The organism is Pseudomonas sp. NPDC089758 (assembly GCF_044748705.1).
Lineage (GTDB): Bacteria > Pseudomonadota > Gammaproteobacteria > Pseudomonadales > Pseudomonadaceae > Aquipseudomonas > Aquipseudomonas putida_X.
In genome coordinates this window covers 236,584-251,765 of record NZ_JBIVGN010000001.1, presented here as the reverse complement: position 1 = coordinate 251,765, position 15,182 = coordinate 236,584, and the positions used below count along the sequence as shown (strand labels likewise).

General features: G+C 66.5%; 14 protein-coding genes. 6 read left to right on the top strand and 8 right to left on the bottom strand.

Features of this window, described 5'->3' with window-relative positions:
• Nucleotides 1-33 precede the first annotated feature (33 nt).
• Nucleotides 34-729, top strand: a complete 696-nt coding sequence (locus ACIPZH_RS01190) for a GntR family transcriptional regulator (protein WP_241805899.1) — start codon at nucleotides 34-36, stop codon at nucleotides 727-729.
• Here the strand turns inward: ACIPZH_RS01190 and ACIPZH_RS01185 are convergent.
• Genes ACIPZH_RS01185 through ACIPZH_RS01170 form a run of 4 tightly spaced genes read right to left on the bottom strand, consistent with a single transcriptional unit; the run spans nucleotide 698 to nucleotide 6,482 of the window.
• Complete coding sequence (locus ACIPZH_RS01185) at nucleotides 698-1,945, bottom strand: amidohydrolase family protein (protein ID WP_400634695.1); 1,248 nt, start codon at nucleotides 1,943-1,945, stop codon at nucleotides 698-700. The genes ACIPZH_RS01190 and ACIPZH_RS01185 overlap by 32 nt on opposite strands.
• Nucleotides 1,942-4,428 carry an ATP-binding cassette domain-containing protein gene (locus tag ACIPZH_RS01180; protein WP_400634693.1) on the bottom strand — a complete coding sequence of 829 codons (2,487 nt, stop codon included), beginning with the start codon at nucleotides 4,426-4,428 and terminating at the stop codon, nucleotides 1,942-1,944. The genes ACIPZH_RS01185 and ACIPZH_RS01180 overlap by 4 nt, the downstream gene beginning before the upstream one ends.
• Nucleotides 4,425-5,294, bottom strand: coding sequence for a branched-chain amino acid ABC transporter permease (locus ACIPZH_RS01175; protein WP_400634691.1), 870 nt, complete (start codon nucleotides 5,292-5,294; stop codon nucleotides 4,425-4,427). Before ACIPZH_RS01175 ends, ACIPZH_RS01180 begins: the two co-directional genes overlap by 4 nt.
• A 15-nt stretch (nucleotides 5,295-5,309) precedes the next feature.
• Nucleotides 5,310-6,482, bottom strand: coding sequence for an ABC transporter substrate-binding protein (locus ACIPZH_RS01170; protein WP_241805895.1), 1,173 nt, complete (start codon nucleotides 6,480-6,482; stop codon nucleotides 5,310-5,312).
• Nucleotides 6,483-6,666: 184 nt separating this feature from the next.
• On the opposite strand from ACIPZH_RS01170, the gene ACIPZH_RS01165 reads away from it, so the two are divergent.
• Both ACIPZH_RS01165 and ACIPZH_RS01160 read left to right on the top strand, forming a co-directional pair.
• Entirely contained in the window at nucleotides 6,667-7,065 is a 399-nt protein-coding gene (locus tag ACIPZH_RS01165) for a nuclear transport factor 2 family protein (RefSeq protein WP_400634689.1), read from the top strand.
• 99 nt (nucleotides 7,066-7,164) lie between these two features.
• Nucleotides 7,165-8,094, top strand: a complete 930-nt coding sequence (locus ACIPZH_RS01160; RefSeq protein WP_400625176.1) for a LysR family transcriptional regulator — start codon at nucleotides 7,165-7,167, stop codon at nucleotides 8,092-8,094.
• Here the strand turns inward: ACIPZH_RS01160 and ACIPZH_RS01155 are convergent.
• The 4 genes from ACIPZH_RS01155 to ACIPZH_RS01140 all read right to left on the bottom strand — a co-directional run bounded on the left by ACIPZH_RS01155 (nucleotide 8,085) and on the right by ACIPZH_RS01140 (nucleotide 12,282).
• Nucleotides 8,085-8,528 (bottom strand): heme-binding protein, encoded by a 444-nt coding sequence (locus tag ACIPZH_RS01155; RefSeq protein ID WP_400634999.1) that lies wholly within the window; start codon nucleotides 8,526-8,528, stop codon nucleotides 8,085-8,087. The genes ACIPZH_RS01160 and ACIPZH_RS01155 overlap by 10 nt on opposite strands.
• 2 nt (nucleotides 8,529-8,530) lie before the next feature.
• Complete coding sequence (locus ACIPZH_RS01150; protein WP_400634687.1) at nucleotides 8,531-9,874, bottom strand: amidohydrolase family protein; 1,344 nt, start codon at nucleotides 9,872-9,874, stop codon at nucleotides 8,531-8,533.
• Nucleotides 9,875-10,003: 129 nt separating this feature from the next.
• Nucleotides 10,004-11,161 carry an alpha/beta hydrolase family protein gene (locus ACIPZH_RS01145; protein ID WP_400634685.1) on the bottom strand — a complete coding sequence of 386 codons (1,158 nt, stop codon included), beginning with the start codon at nucleotides 11,159-11,161 and terminating at the stop codon, nucleotides 10,004-10,006.
• A 182-nt stretch (nucleotides 11,162-11,343) separates the two neighbouring features.
• Nucleotides 11,344-12,282: a LysR family transcriptional regulator gene (locus ACIPZH_RS01140; protein WP_400625170.1), complete on the bottom strand. Its 939-nt coding sequence runs from the start codon at nucleotides 12,280-12,282 to the stop codon at nucleotides 11,344-11,346.
• A 279-nt stretch (nucleotides 12,283-12,561) separates the two neighbouring features.
• Here ACIPZH_RS01140 and ACIPZH_RS01135 point away from each other — a divergent pair, with 279 nt between their 5' ends.
• From ACIPZH_RS01135 to ACIPZH_RS01125, 3 genes are all read left to right on the top strand, one after another.
• Nucleotides 12,562-13,503 carry a VOC family protein gene (locus ACIPZH_RS01135; protein WP_267823100.1) on the top strand — a complete coding sequence of 314 codons (942 nt, stop codon included), beginning with the start codon at nucleotides 12,562-12,564 and terminating at the stop codon, nucleotides 13,501-13,503.
• Nucleotides 13,504-13,506: 3 nt separating this feature from the next.
• A complete protein-coding gene (locus ACIPZH_RS01130) occupies nucleotides 13,507-13,854 on the top strand; it encodes a Rieske (2Fe-2S) protein (RefSeq protein WP_400634683.1) in 348 nt (115 codons plus the stop codon).
• A gap of 140 nt (nucleotides 13,855-13,994) precedes the next feature.
• Nucleotides 13,995-15,119, top strand: a complete 1,125-nt coding sequence (locus tag ACIPZH_RS01125) for an FAD-dependent oxidoreductase (protein ID WP_400634681.1) — start codon at nucleotides 13,995-13,997, stop codon at nucleotides 15,117-15,119.
• Nucleotides 15,120-15,182: the final 63 nt, after the last annotated feature.

Here is a 15,182-nt window from a genome sequence, read left to right as displayed (position 1 = left end):
CGGCCCAAAGCGTTTGAGGGTTTCGAGGTCGCGATGAAAGGCAAGACGGTCAGCAGCAAGCAACAGGAAGTCCAGCGCATCGCCGAGATGCTCGCCAAGGCCATCGCCCAGCATCGCCTGCGCCCCGGCGTGCGCCTGGTCGAGGCGCACATCGTCGAGACCCTGCAAGCCAACCGCAACCACGTGCAGGCTGCGCTGCAACGCCTGGCCATGCAACGCATCGTCGACATCGAGCCCAACCGCGGCGCCACCGTGGCCCAGCCAAGTGCCCGCGAAGCACGGGAAATCTTCGCCGCACGCCGCGCCGTGGAGCGGGCGATCGTCGAGGCCATCACCCCGGCGCATGTCGCCGAGCATCAGGTGCGCATCGAACAGCACATGCACGACGAGCGTGCAGCCACTGCCAGCACCGATCGCCGCGCCATCGTTCGCGAACTCAGTGAGTTTCACCTGCTGCTGGGTGAGGTGAGCGGTAACCAGGTGCTGGCCGACATCCTCGGCAACCTGATGGTGCGCAGTTCGCTGATCGTCGCCCTGTATCAGCGCGGTGACAGCCCGCCCTGTGCCTCGGACGAGCACCAGGCGATCATCGATGCCTTGCGCGCCGGCGATACCCAGGCGGCGGTGGACGAAATGATCGCGCACCTGGACGAACTCGAAGGCCAGTTGGCCCTCGAGGATGTGGCTGCGCCTGAGGTCAACCTGCGCCAGGCACTGTCAGGGCTGTGAGCGGTGCTGGGAACAGCTCGGCCGGTGGCCGGCTGAAGGTCTGCCGGCCCTGTTTGAAACCCATCAGCGGCGCGGCGATACGGCCGATCACCTCGGCGGGCGAGGGCGCGTCGAACACCACGAAGTCGGCCCGGCAACCCGGTTCCAGGCCATAGTCGGCAAGGCGCAGCAGGCGCGCCGACTGCCGTGAGATCCAGCCCAGGCACAGCAGCAGTTCCTGCGGCGTGCCCAGTTGGGCGACGTTGGCGTACAGGTTGGCCTGACGCACCAGGGAGGCATCGCCATAGGGCGTGAAAGGGTTACCGATGTTGTTGCTGGACAACGAACAGGTCACCCCGCACTGATGCAGTTGTGCCAGCGGTGCCAGCCCCCTGGGCTTGTCATGGAAGCGGTCACGGCCGGTGAGAAACAGGTCGGTGGCCGGCAGGCAGGTGACGTGCACACCGGCGTCGGCCAACGCCTGGCCCATGCGCAGCAGTTCGGCCTGCGGCAGCGCCGAGAGCTTGGTCACATGGCCGACGGTGACCCGGCCTTGCCAGCCATGCTGGCGGGTGCAGCGGATCACCTCGCCCAGGGTCATGCCGGCGATTTGCAGGTCGAAATCCAGGTGCAGGTCCAGATCGCGATCGTAGGCCACCGCCAGTTCGAACAGCCGGCGGATCTGCGCTGGCGGGTCGGCGTCGGTGTAAGGGCAGCCGCCCAGCACTTCAGCGCCTTCGCCCAGGGCCTGGCACAACAGCGCTTCGGTCCCGGGGTTGTCGAGCATGCCTTCCTGCGGGAACACGCAGATCTCCAGCGTCACGGCCCAGGCGTAATCCGCCTGTAGCCTGCGGATGGCGCGCAGGCCGGTCAGGCCGATAGCCGGGTCGATCTCGACATGGGTACGCATGTGCGTGGTGCCTTGTACGATGGCTTGCTCCAGCACAGCCGCGCCGCGGGCGTAAACATCGGCCTCGGTGAACGCGGCTTTGGCCAGGCGGGTCTGGGCGATGGCTTCGGCCAGCGTGCCTTCGCGCAGCTGGCAGCGCGAAAGGATGCAGGCCTTGTCCAGATGGATATGGGTTTCGATCAGGCCCGGCAGCACCAGCCGGCCGCCGAGGTCGAGCTTGGGCGCCGGCCGGCTCAGCCGGGCCACGAAGTGGCCGTCTTCGATCAGCAGGCGGCTCAGTGCCGGGCCGTCGCCCAGGCGCACATTGATCAGTTCCAGATGGCTCATGCGGCGGCTCCTGCGCCCAGGTAGGCGGCTTCCAGTTGTGGGTCACCGCGAAGTTGCTCGGCGCTGCCCTGTTTGACGATGCGGCCGGTTTCCAGCACGTAGGCGCGGTCGGCCACCTGCAGTGCCAGGTTAGCCATCTGATCGACCAGCAGTAACGTCACGCCTTCGTCGCGCAGGGCGGCAAGGGCGTCGTACAGCTCGCCGATCATCGCCGGGGAGAGGCCCAGGGACGGCTCGTCCAGCAGCAGGATGCGTGGCTTGGCCATCAGCGCGCGGCCAATCGCGACCATCTGCTGTTCACCGCCCGAGAGCAGCCCGGCCGGGCTGTGGATGCGTTCGCGCAGGCGGGGGAAGCGCGTGAGGATCGCGGCGATTTCGCCGTCGGCATCGACGGCATCCTGGCGCACGTTGGCCCCCAGCAGCAGGTTCTCGCGCACGCTCAACTGGCCGAACAGCTGCCGGCCTTCAGGGACCAGGGCCAGGCCAAGGCGGGCGATCTGGCTGGCATCGAGGCTTTCGATGCTGCGGTTGTCCAGCACGATACTGCCGCCACGTGGCCGGTGCAGGCCGGCAAGGGCCTGCAGGATGCTCGATTTGCCGGCGCCATTGGCGCCCAGGATGGCGATCAGCTCGCCCGGGTTGACCACCAGGTCGACTCCTTCGACCACTGGCGCCGCGCCATAGTCGATGCACAGGTCGCGCACGTGCAGCACGGCATCACGCGAGCCCGCCCAGGCCTGCGCGCGCGGCTGGGCCTGGTACTCGGTGCCCCCCAGGTACGCCGCAATCACCCGCGGGTCCGAGCGCACCTGTTCAGGGGTGCCCCAGGCGATCGGTTTGCCGGCGTCGAGCACCAGTAGCCCGTGCGACACGGCCATCACCAGCGGCATGTCGTGCTCGACCAGGATGATCGCCAGGTTGAAGGTGGCCAGGCGTTGCAGCAGCGTGGCCAGGCGGTCGGTGTCCTGCCGGCCAAGGCCCGCAGCCGGCTCGTCGAGCAGCAACACCTGCGGGCGGCTGGCCAGGGCCCGGGCGATCTCGACCAAGCGGCGGTCGACGTGGGGCAGGTCATCGGCGGCGACGTGCAGGTTGCCGCGGTAGCCGACCAGCGCCAGCAACGCGATGGCCAAGGCCTTGCGTGTGGCCTGCTGGCACGGCCAGGGCCGTTCGATGGCACCTTGCTGGAGGGCCAGCAGCAGGTTCTCAAGCACGCTCAGCTCACCGAACAGCTGGGTGGTCTGGTACGTACGGGCGATACCGGCGCGCGCGATGCGCCAGGCCGGCTGCCCGGCCAGCTCCGCGCCCAGCTGTATCGAGCCGGTGTCGGGGCGGTAGAAACCACTGATCAGGTTGAGCACCGTGGATTTGCCCGCGCCATTGGGCCCGATCAGGCTGGTGATGCTGCCTGGCAAGGCCTGCAGGCTGACGTGCTGCGCGGCCTGCACACCCCCGAAACGGATGCCGATGCCCTCGACCTTCAGCCCATGCCGCGCACCACCGGTGAAGAACGCCCGCAGCCCCGCCGCATCCGGCTGTGCGGTGACCGGCTCGTGCCGCGGCCGCCAGAAGCGCTTGGCGAGGCTGCCCAGCACGCCGCGTGGTGCCGCCCACAGTACCGCCAGCAGCAAAACCGAGAACGCCAGCAGCCGGTACTCGGCAAAGTCGGCCAGCAGTTCAGGCAGCAGCACGATCACCAGTGCACCGAGCACCGGCCCGAACAGCATGCCGGCGCCACCGACGATCACCGCCAGGACGAACAGGATCGACTGCGAGAGCGGGAACGCTGCCGGGTTGATGAACATCAGCACCGGCGCTACCAGCGCCCCGGCTGCGCCCGCCAGGCCTGCCGACAGGGCAAAGGCCAAGGTCCGCGTCTGCACCGGGTTGACCCCCAATGAGCGGGCGGCGATCTCCGAGGCCTTCACCGCCCGCATTGCCAGGCCCCAGCCGCTGCGCTGCAGGCTCCAGTAGAAGGCCAGCGCCGCCAGCATCAGCAGCACCGCAGCCAGTGCCAGCAGCAGGGCCGGGTCCAGCGTGCCGACTTCAGGCAGTGGAATGCCCATCAGTCCGTTGGCACCGCCAGTGATGCTGCGCCACTCGATCAGGCCGTTGTGCACCACCAGGGCAAAGGCAATGGTGATCATCGCCAGGTAAGGCCCGCTGACCCGTAGCGCCGGGATCGCCAGCAAGCCGCCCAACAGCGCGCAGCCAAGGCCGGCCAGGGGCAGGGCGCCCGACAGCGGCAGGCCGGCAAGTGTCAGCAGTGCCGACAGGTAGGCGCCGATGGCATAGAACGCGATGTGCCCGAAGGACATCTGCCCGGACAAACCGATCAGGATGTTCAGGCCCACGCCGACGGTGACCGCCAGCGCGTACAAGGTCAGGATCAACAGCCAGTAGCTGTCCAGGCCCAATGCCAGGCCAAGGCTGGCGACCCCGAACAGGGCCAGGCCGAGGGGGGCGAGTCGCTCGCGCATGGTCATACCTTTACCCAGAGTTTGCGGCCGAACAGGCCGTCAGGACGTGCCGCGAGTACCACGATCACCAGTGCAAAGCACAGCAATTGCGTGAACGCAGAGCCGAAATACAGCGTGACCACCGCCTCGAGCAGGCCAAACAGCAGGCCTGCCGCGAACACCCCACCCGCACTGGCGATGCCGCCGAGGATGGCCACGGCGAAAGCCTTCAGGCCGAACAACGTGCCCATGTCGGCGTGCACGTTGTACAGCGGTGCGATCAGCAGGCCCGCCAGCGCCGCGAACACGGTCGACAGGGCGAAGGCCGCCGCCACCACGCGGTTCACGTCGATGCCCATCAGCCGGGCTGCCCGTGGGTTCTGCACGCAGGCTTCCAGGCGCAGGCCCAGCTGTGTGCGTCGGCGCACCCAGTAAAGCGCGGCCGCCACCGCCGCACCGGCCAGCGGAATGGCCAACTGCACGGCATTCAGGCTGCTGTCGCCCAGGTCCAGGCGCAGGCTGGTCAGGGCACTGCCGAACTGCCGTGGCTCCTTGCCGAAGGTGAACATCGCCAGGTTGTCCAGCAGCAGCCCGCCCGCCACGGTCGCCATCAGCCAGGCGTCCGAGCCACGGGCATGGAACGGGCGCACCAGAAAGCGCTCGATGGCCAGGCCCAGCACCGCGCACAGCAGCAGGGTAGTGGGCAGTGCCAGCCACAACGGCCAACCCCAGGTCACGGCCAGGCTGTAGCCAAGCACGGCGCCGACCATCATCGCGCTGCCCTGGGCGAAGTTGACCGTGCGCGACACGGCATAGGTGAGGTGAAAGCCCAGCGCCAGCAGCGCATACATGCTGCCCAGGCCCAGGCCGCTGACCAGTGTGGTGGTGATCATGTCGAGGGCCTCCGCTCAGGGCGTCACGGGCACGATGGTGTCGCCATCGAAGCGGCTGAAGACATAGTCCTCAGGGCCCAGGGCGTCGTGGCGGTCAACGCTGAACGGCTGCTGGTAGTGTTTGATCAGCCCCTCGTAGTCGCTGATGGCATAGAACCCGTCACGCACCTTCGTGCCTTGGGTGTCCTGGGCCTTGTCGATCGCCAGGGCCACCAGGTGCATGGCGTCGTAGGCGTTCGCGATGCCCACGGCCGGGGTCACGTCGGCCAGGGTCTTGACCTGCGGGTAACGCTGCTTGAGGGCGGCCAGCAAGGCATCGCCGCGGGCGCTGTTGTGGGCGCTGAAGACAAACGTCTGGATGAAGTGCACGCGCCCGGCGTCAGGCCCGGCCAGCTCGCCGAACCGGCCGCCGGCCGGGCCCCAGTGCGACACCACCGGCACGTTCCAGCCCATCTGCTGGAGCGATTTGACCACCTGCGCCGAGGGCCCGACGTTGCCCACCAGCAGCAGGGTGTCGACGCCTGCGTTTTTCAGGCGGGTGAGTTGCGGCACCATGTCCAGGTCACTGTCTTCAAAGCGCTCGGCCGGCGCCTGGGCCATGTCGCGGCGGGCCATAGCGGCGTTGAGCCCTGCCAGGTTCGACTCGCCCCAAGGGTTATTGGCCAGGATCAGGCCCGGGCGCTTCATGCCCTGGCGCAGGCCATAGGCGACCAGTGCTTCGTCTACCTGTTCATCCACCGCCGACACGCGGAACACGTAGTTGTCCTTCGCGCCGTTCTCGGTGATTTTGGTGCCCGCCGCCCAGATCCCCATGAACGGCGTTTTCAGTTGGTTGGCCAAGGGCACGATGGCCAGCGACACCGGGGTGTCGAGGCCGCCGAACAGCACGCTGACCTTTTCCCGCTGGATCAACTCGCGCGCCGCCAGCATGCCCTTGGCCGGGTTGCTCTCGTCATCGCGGCGCACCAGTTCCACCGGGCGGCCCAGCAGCCCGCCTTTGGCATTGATCTCATCGATGGCCAGGGTCAGGCCCCGGGTCAGGGCCTCGCCGGACTTGGCAGACTGCCCCGACAACGCGGCCACCAGGCCCACCTTGATCGGCTCTGCAGCCTGTACCCAGCCCGTGCAGCAGGCCAGGGAAAAGGCTGCGCAGGGCAGCCAGCGACGTAGCAAGGAACGGCTGAACATGGTTCGAACTCCTGATTGCTAGCAATTTATAAAAATGTGCTAGCAAAACAGGTGCCATTTGGAAAATACTTCGGGCACCCCGTGTTTTGGGGCTTGCGCCTTCGGCTTCAGCGCCCTCGCGTGCACTGGATCAAGGCATCGCTCGGGGCCTGCGCCCCGTTCTGGACACCCTCGGAGACTTGCAATGACCCAAAGCAACAGCGCCGTACAGATCGTTCGCGACTTCCTCGCTGCTTCCATGGCCCCCGACCCGGTGCGCGCTGCCACGTTCATGAGCGACGACGTGCGCATTACCTTTACCGGCGGCCGCGCGATGCCCACCCCGGCCGATATCACCGCGTTCAATGGCGCGCGTTACACCTGGGTGAAGAAGCAGCTGGGGCAGTTCGACTGGTGTGAGCGCGAGGACCACACCGTGGTGTATTCCAATGGCACGCTGTACGGGCAGTGGCCGGATGGCCGCAGTTTTTCCGGCAACCGTTACCTGGACCGTTTCGAAGTGAAGGCGGGCAAGATCGTGCGCATGGATGTGTGGAACGACAGCGCTGAATGGATGCTGGCGCCGGAAATCGGCAAGGCCTGAGCGGGTCAGTTGCGGTGTGGCCTGAGGTATCGCCGTTGGCGATACCTGGTAGCGCGAAACCCGCACCGTGAGCGCACCGCTGTCGGGTATAAGTTGCCCATGCGCTACCGACGTCTCGATCTGAACCTGCTGGTCGCCCTGGATGTGCTGCTCGATGAGTGCAGCGTCAGCCGGGCGGCGCAGCGCCTCAACCTTGGCCAGTCTGCCACCAGCGCTGCGTTGGGGCGCCTGCGAGAGCACTTTCAGGACCCCCTGCTGATCCCCCTCGGACGCGGGCTTGAGCCCAGTGCCCTGGCGCGGCAGCTGGCACCCAAGGTGCGCGAGGCGCTGAGCCTGGTCGGTGAGGTGGTCGAGACGTCCCTGGGTTTCGATCCCGGCCGCTGTGAGCGGCGCTTCACCCTGGTGGCATCGGACTATGTGGCGGCCACCGTCATGCCTGCCCTCAGCCGTGTGCTGGACCGCGTGGCCCCCGGCATATCGCTGGTGGTTCGCGACCTGCCGGTGTCGCGTGACGGCGACGTGGTGGCCGAGGCCCTGGACTACCGCCGTAGCGATCTGGTGATCGTGCCTCAGCGGCGCATCAACCTGCGTTATCCCCACTCAGTGTTGCTCGAAGATGAGCTGTGCTGCGTTGTGTGTGCGCACGAAGCGGCTTACCAGTCGGGCCTTGGCCTGGCTCAGTTCTGTGCGGCCGCGCATGTCGTGCGCGAGTTCACCGATGGCCAGAACCTCTCGGTCGACACCCAGCACCTGCGCGATATCGGCATCGAGCGGCGTGTGGCCGTGGCGGTGCCAAGCTTTGCGCTGATGGGCGACTTCGTCAGCGGTACGCCGCGCATCGCGACGTTGTTCCGGCGCCAGGCCCAAGCGCTGGCGCGTCGTCATGCGCTTCGGGTACTGCCTTCGCCCATCGCCTTCCCGGTGGTTGCGCAAGTGCTGCAGTGGCACCCGCAACAAGCATCCGACCCGGCCCTGGGCTGGCTCCGGCAGGTGCTCACCGAGCAGGCGGCGGGGGTCGATCACGCCTGAGGGTCGCCCGTATCAGCGGCCAGGCCCAGTTCTGCGATGGCCAGCAAGGCGCAGCGCTCATCATTGTCAGAGGTGTCACCGCTGACGCCGATGGCCCCCAGCAAGGCGCCTTCGGCATTGCGCAGCAGAACACCGCCGGGCACCGGGATCACGTGGCCGTGGGTCAGGCTGTTGATCGCGTCGAAGAACGCTGGCATCACCTGAGCGCGGCGTGCCAGCTCCCGGCCACCGAAGCCCATACCCAGGCAGCCGCTGGCTTTCGCGGTGGCGATTTGCGGGCGCAAGGCGCTGGCCTGCTCATCGCGCAACAGCGCCAGCGGGTGGCCTGCCGCATCGAGCACGGCGGCTGCCAGGGGCCGCATGCCCAAGGCCCGGGCATGTCGCAGCGTGGACGCGGCAAGCCGCGTGGCGGTTTCGAAATCGAGCGCCTGCATGATCACTGGCTCCATTTGCCAAGCTCGGCGACACGGTCGCGGGTGTAGAGGTCGGTCCATTTCAGGGAGTTGAAGTCCGAGACCTGTTTGGGGTTGTAAGGGGTGCGGTGCAGGCGTACCGGTTGGCCTGCCTTGTACACCGCCTGCAGGCGGTTGCGGTCTTGCACGATGCGGATGTCATCGAGCGGCGAGCCGTCGAGGAGCAACAGGTCGGCCTGCTTGCCTGGCTCCAGGGTGCCGAGCGTTTCACCGCGCGGCATCAGGCGTGCGCCGACGTTAGTTGCCGCGTGCAGCGCTTGGGCCGGGGTGAAACCCAGGCGCGTGACCAGCAACTCCAGTTCACGCGCATGCCACTCACCGTAAGGGGTAACGGCAAAACCGCTGTCGCTGCCGCAGGCGAACGGCACACCGGCGGCCTTGGCGCGCTTGAGCACCGGCGTGCCCATTTCCAGGGTACGGGCGCAGTAGCCGGCGTAGCCTGTGGTCACTGCCGGGTCGTGGGGCTGGCAGAAATCTACGGTGTTCTGCGGGAAGGTCATGGTGGGAGCCAGTACACTGCCTGCCTCCAGCAGCGCTTCGATGCAGGCGTCGTCCATGTAGAAGGCATGGAACACCAGATCCACGCCTGCCTTGGCCGCGTACATCACGGCTTCGCGGCCGTAGGCGTGAGTGGCTACCCGGCAGCCGAGGCGATGCGCCTCGTCGACCATTTCGCGGGTTTCATCGGCGGTGAAGGCCGCGATGATCTCCCCGTTGGGGCGGCGGTGTGTGCCGTCCATGGCGATCTTGATCAGGTCGACGCCATCCTTGGCCTGCTTGCGGATCTGCGCGATGGCTTCGGTACGGCTGGTAACCAGCGCAGCGGTGAAGTATTCGGGGGCGCCGACGCGGCTGGGAAACCAGTCGTTGAGGCTTTGCCGGTTGGTGATCACACGGCTGCTTGCGGCAATGCGCGGGCCTTCGAAGAGCCCGGCGTTGACCGTATTGCGCACGGCGATGCTGAGCTGGCCGCTGTCACCCGGGCAGACCATCGAGGTGACCCCGGCAGCCAGTACGTGCTGGGCAAAGAACATACCGCGCAAGGCGCGGAATTCATCACTGGTCCAGATGTCGATGTCTTCTTCGCTCTGGGCGTTGCCGAACGCCAGGTGAGTGTGCACATCGACCAGCCCCGGCATGACGAAGTCGCCGCGTACTTCGCGGTCACCGCGCACTGGGCGCGGTGCCTGGGCGGTCGCGCCAACATGGCGTATCACGCCGTTTTCGATGATCAGCGTCTGTTGCTGGCGTGCCTGAAGGCTGGCGCCGTCGAACAGGGTGGCGCAGTGAAGGTGCAAGGCGCTCATGGTCGGATTCTACTCCTCGTGTTGTTTCCGGCAGGCTATGTGCCTGCGGCGCCTGGCACCATCAGATCCTGTCGTTGGCCACCCATCGATGGCATCGATACCTGCGCCGGCGCCCGCGCCAGCAAGGGTTCAGGCGGTATGCCCGCCAAGGGTTTCGGCAACCCAGTCGGCGATGTACTGGCCGGCATTGATGCTGTTGTCGAAGCTTGAATGCTGCACGCCGCCTTCGCGCTCAGTGAAGATCTTCAGTTCGCGCTTGGGGCTGTTGACCAGTTGCTCGTAGGTGCGGTGGGCCCACTTGAGCGGAATCTGCGAGTCCTTTTCACCGTGGGTCACCAGGAAGGGCACGCGAATGCGGTCGAGCACGCCATCAAGGTGCACGTGTTCGGCAATGGTCATGAATTCGTCCATGTCCTTCGCGCCCCAGACCCAGCACACGTGCGCCCAGTAATGCGGCACCGGGAAGTCGCCTTCCTTCTCCAGGCGCCGCTTCTGCACGTCGCGCCAGTCGTGGTTGGCACCCCACACCACGCCGCAGGCAAAGCGCGGCTCGAAGGCCACCGCTCGCGGGCAGTAGTACCCCCCCAGCGAAACCCCCTCCATACCGATGCGCTTGGGGTCGACTTCCGGGCGGGTTTCCAGCCAGTCCACCACGCGGCTGGCCCAATGTTCGCTGTCGTAACGGGCGGTCAGGCCTTGAAGGCGCAGCGCCTCGCCCGTGCCGGGTTGGTCGATGATCAGCGAGGAAACGCCGCGTTTGGCCAGCCACGCCGGCAGGCCGACGCGATATTTCATTTCTTTGGTCGAATCCAGCCCATTGACCTGCACCAGCAGTGGCGCCGGGCCGGTCGTGCCTTCGGCGCGCACCAGCAGGCCACTCAGATACTGGCCTTCGTAGGGGATTTGCACCCGCTCGCAGTTTTCCCGCGACAGCTCGATGCCGCGGGCGAAGGTCTGCAGGAAACGCTGGTACAGCGCCTCGCGCCCTGGCGCACCATGGGCCTGCAGGCGTTCGCAGGTCAGGTAGTAGGTGGCGGCGCGGTTGTATTTTTCGCCAGCGGACAGGCATCGGCCAGCGGCCTCGTCTTCATCGGCCAGGGCGCAGAGCTTGTCGGCCATCTTTGACCAGGTTTCGCGAAAGGCCTGGGTGCCGGCGGCGTCAGGTTGCCGCGCCGCCTCCTGCAGCGGCGCGCACATGGCTTCGATCTCGCCCAGGCGGGCGCCCATTTCGATGGCCAGGTCCACCGAGAGGTTCCAGACATAGTTGGTGGGGAAGTAGCGGAACATTGTTGTTGTCCTTCTGCGGTCGTTGAATCCGGTGCCTGAGCATCGCGCCAGGCACACAAGGCGATGTCCGAAGGCAAGTTACGCAGACAGGGCGAGGAGGGGCCAATCGTGAACAGGGATGCGAGGTATCGCCAAACGCGATGCCCCGGCGACATTGCGCCGGCCGGGGCGATGGCTGCCGGTCAGGCGCTGGCCCGCAGCTCCTCAGGTCGCTGGTCGAGGTGCTGGATGAAATCGCTGATGCGCTCACGCAGCCAGCGGTGCATGGGGTCACCGTCCATGCTGCGGTGCCAGAGCATGAACTCGCGCATCACCGGGATCTTCACCGGTGGCGGCAGGATCCGCAGGGGCAGATAGCGGGCATACAGCTGCGCCAGGCGCCGGTGCATGGTGGCCACACGGGGGGTGCCTACCAGCAGTTGCGGCAGGGTGTTGAAGTCGTTGGTGATCACTTCCAGGCGGCGGTTGAAACCGTACTGGTTCATGAACCAGTCCTCGATGCTCAGGTGCCGGTTACGGCCAAAGCCCACCGAGATATGCCCCATCTGCATGTACTGCTCCAGCGTCAGGCTGTCGCCGACCTGCGGGTTGTCGCGCCAGACCACGCACACATGATCTTCCTCGAACAACAGCTGGGAGGGGTGGCCTTCGATGAGGTACCGCTCGGGCACGATCATCATGTCGACTTCGCCGCGCATCAGAAGCTCGGCGCTGTTGTCGCCGGGGCTGATCATCTCGAAGGTGATGTGCGGCGCCTGAAGATGGATTTTCTGGATGACCTGGGCGAACAGCACGCTGATCAGGTAGTCCGAGGTCACCAGGCGCAGGTGCCGTTTGCTGCTCGACGGGTCGAATACCGGCTTGGCGGTAATCGAGGAGCGGATGGTCAGCAGCACCTCGCGCACCGGCTGCGCCAGCTCCAGCGCATAGGGCGTGGGCTGCATCTTGCGGCCCACCTGCACCAGCAGTTCGTCCTCGAAAAACGTTCGCAAGCGGCCCAGCACGCCACTGGTGGCCGATTGCGTCATGTGCAGGCGTTCAGCGGCACGGGTGATGTTCTGCTCATCGAGCAGGACATCCAGTGCCACCAACAGGTTCAGATCCAGGTGGTGAAAGCGCATGGTGATAGCTCACGGTTCTTGTAGTTATTTTCGCGATACCTTCCCGCCGCATCGCCGATACGTCAAGGCCAATCTGCCGTTGAACCGAGCCAACGCCAGGCGTCATGGGCTGGCGCACAGGTATCGCGTTTACCGATGCCTCGCATCCTGACACACGATTGGTCAGCCTGGCCGATCAGCCAGCAATCTGCCCTCCAGTCGAGCGGCCAGCCCGCCGCCACGACCTGCTACCGGTGACCCTGGCTGGCACCGAACAATAATTTCAATGGAGTGGTAGCCATGAACATTCTTGGACTCGACGCACTGGTGTTTGGCGTCGACGATATCCAGGCCTGCGCCGATTGCCTGCGTGATTACGGCCTGTCAGCCGTACAACTGGATGGCGACGGTGGCCGTTTCGAAGCGCTCGACGGCACGGCGATCATCATCCGTCGCGGCGATGACCCCCACCTGCCGCCGGCCCTGGGCCCGACCCCATCGCTGCGTGAAACCGTGTATGGCGTCGCCGCGGCGCAGGACCTCGAGGCCATCGCCGACGAGCTGGGGCGCGACCGCGAGGTGCGCCGCGACGCGCAGGGCGTGCTGCACAGTGTCGACGACCTGGGCTTTGCCATCGCCTTCCAGGTCACCTGCAGGCGCAGCTTCCAGGCGCCGGCCGACCTCACCAACGCGCCCGGCAGCACGCCGCAGCGGCCACTCAACCAATTGGGCATCACCCTGGACATGCCAGCGCAGCCGCGCACCCTGTCCCATGTGGTGTACTTCGTGCCGGACGCGGCCAAAGGCGAAGCCTTCTATCGCGACCGCCTGGGTTTCGTCACCACCGACAGCTTCATCGGCGTCGGCCCGTTCATGCGGACCGCGGGCATGGACGATCACCACTGCCTGTTCATGATCCAGACCCCGCCCCACATGCAGGGCTGCGAGCATTTCACCTTCCATATGGGCAGCGGCACGGAAGTGCTGCTGGCCGGCAATCGCTTCCAGCAAAAAGGCTGGACCAGTTTCTGGGGCCCAGGCCGTCACCTGCTGGGCTCGAACTGGTTCTGGTACTTCAACAGCCCGCTGGGCTGCCACATCGAGTACGACGCCGACATGGACAAGCATGACGACCAGTGGGCGGCGCGCCAGGCGCCGATGTCGGCCGACAACTCGCAGCTGTTCCTCTTCGCTGCGCGGGAGAAGTGGGCGCCCGGTGGCCCACCGCCAAAACAGGCCTGAGCAATGGCTGGTGTGGCGCTGTGTCCGCTCGCGGAGCTGGGCGAGGGCAAGGCCCGCGGCTTCGACCCGCAGAGCAGGGGGGCAGACAGCCTGTTCGCCCTCCGCCACCGCGGGGTCGTGCGGGTGTACCGCAACCTTTGCCCGCACCTGCGGGTACCGCTGGAGTACCGCAAGGACCGCTTTCTCAGTGCCGATGGCCAGTGGTTGGTCTGCTACGCCCATGGCGCGCGCTTTCGGCCTGACGATGGCACCTGCGTGCACGGCCCGTGCCGTGGCGATGCACTGCAGGCGCTCGATCACCGTGAGGTGGACGGCTGGCTGGTAGTGCCGCTGGAACAGTTGCACCCCTGAGGTATCGCGCCGCGTGATAGGTCGCATCCCAGGACTCGATTGGTCAAAGCCCGGCGCTGCCGGGAAGCTGTGCCCAAGGCACAGGACATGCCCGCCGCCCACGCTGCGGCGAACAACAAGAACAAGACGTGAGGGATGCCATGAATACTGTGAGCAACGTACTGATCGTGGGCGGCGGGATTGGCGGGCTGTGCGCTGCCATCGCGCTGCGGCGCAAGGGGATAGCGGTCGACCTGGTCGAACTCAAGACCGAGTGGACCGTCTACGGCGTCGGCATCATCCAGCAGAGCAACGTGGTGCGCGAGATGCACCGCCTGGGGGTGCTCGACGCCTACCTGAACGCGGCCTACGCCTTCGAAGACGTGGCCATCTACACCACTGAAGGCCACCCATTGGCGCGGATCCCGGGGCAGCGCCTGGCCGGCCCGCAGTACCCGGCCAACGTCGGCATCTCCCGCCGCGCCTTGCACAAGGTGCTGAGCGAAACCGCCATCGAACTCGGTACCCAGGTACGCCTGGGCACCTCTGTGGAGAGCTTCGAGCAGGATGCCACTGGCATCGACGTGCTGTTCAGCGATGGCCGCCAGGGGCGCTATGCGCTGATGGTCGGCGCCGATGGGCTGTACTCGAAGATCCGTGGTTTGCTGTTCGGTGATGCCTATCAGCCGCGGTTCACCGGCCAGTCGGTGTGGCGCCACAACTTCCCGCGCGCAGCCGGTATCGACCACCTGGCCAACTTCCAGGGCCCCTCGGGTAATGCTGGGCTGGTACCGCTGGCCGACAACCTGATGTACCTGTTCACCACCTCCCACGAACCGGGCAACCCGTGGATGGACCCGGCCGGGCTTGCCGCGGGCCTGCGCCAGCGCCTGGCGGGGTTTGGCGGGCTGATCGGTGAGCTGCGCGAACAGGTCTGTGACAGCGCAGAGGTCGTTTACAAGCCACTGGAAGCGGTGTTCGTCGACGAGCCCTGGTATCGCGGCCGCGTGCTGCTGATCGGGGATGCGGCCCATGCCACCACGCCGCACCTGGGGCAGGGCGCGGGCATGGCCATCGAAGACGCCGTGGTGCTGGCCGAGGCGCTGACCGCCGGCGGCAGCCTGGACGAGCAGTTGCAGTGCTTCATGGGGCGCCGGTTCGAGCGCTGCAAGTACATCAGCGACATGTCGCTGCTGGCGGGCGAGAAAGAGGTCCAGCGGGACCGGTCCTTCGACCGCATCGGCCTGGTCAAGCAGATGCTCGAGGTCACCGCTCGGCCGATTTGATCCCTGTGCCCGGCGCACCCTGCCTTGCCGGCGCGCCGTGGCGCATGCCAACACCGACACAAG

Coding starts and splice junctions, on each gene's coding strand:
- ACIPZH_RS01190 (WP_241805899.1), top strand. CDS start 34: ATGAAAGGCAAGACGGTCAGCAGCAAGCAACAGGAAGTCCAGCGCATC.
- ACIPZH_RS01185 (WP_400634695.1), bottom strand. CDS start 1,945: ATGAGCCATCTGGAACTGATCAATGTGCGCCTGGGCGACGGCCCGGCA.
- ACIPZH_RS01180 (WP_400634693.1), bottom strand. CDS start 4,428: ATGACCATGCGCGAGCGACTCGCCCCCCTCGGCCTGGCCCTGTTCGGG.
- ACIPZH_RS01175 (WP_400634691.1), bottom strand. CDS start 5,294: ATGATCACCACCACACTGGTCAGCGGCCTGGGCCTGGGCAGCATGTAT.
- ACIPZH_RS01170 (WP_241805895.1), bottom strand. CDS start 6,482: ATGTTCAGCCGTTCCTTGCTACGTCGCTGGCTGCCCTGCGCAGCCTTT.
- ACIPZH_RS01165 (WP_400634689.1), top strand. CDS start 6,667: ATGACCCAAAGCAACAGCGCCGTACAGATCGTTCGCGACTTCCTCGCT.
- ACIPZH_RS01160 (WP_400625176.1), top strand. CDS start 7,165: ATGCGCTACCGACGTCTCGATCTGAACCTGCTGGTCGCCCTGGATGTG.
- ACIPZH_RS01155 (WP_400634999.1), bottom strand. CDS start 8,528: ATGCAGGCGCTCGATTTCGAAACCGCCACGCGGCTTGCCGCGTCCACG.
- ACIPZH_RS01150 (WP_400634687.1), bottom strand. CDS start 9,874: ATGAGCGCCTTGCACCTTCACTGCGCCACCCTGTTCGACGGCGCCAGC.
- ACIPZH_RS01145 (WP_400634685.1), bottom strand. CDS start 11,161: ATGTTCCGCTACTTCCCCACCAACTATGTCTGGAACCTCTCGGTGGAC.
- ACIPZH_RS01140 (WP_400625170.1), bottom strand. CDS start 12,282: ATGCGCTTTCACCACCTGGATCTGAACCTGTTGGTGGCACTGGATGTC.
- ACIPZH_RS01135 (WP_267823100.1), top strand. CDS start 12,562: ATGAACATTCTTGGACTCGACGCACTGGTGTTTGGCGTCGACGATATC.
- ACIPZH_RS01130 (WP_400634683.1), top strand. CDS start 13,507: ATGGCTGGTGTGGCGCTGTGTCCGCTCGCGGAGCTGGGCGAGGGCAAG.
- ACIPZH_RS01125 (WP_400634681.1), top strand. CDS start 13,995: ATGAATACTGTGAGCAACGTACTGATCGTGGGCGGCGGGATTGGCGGG.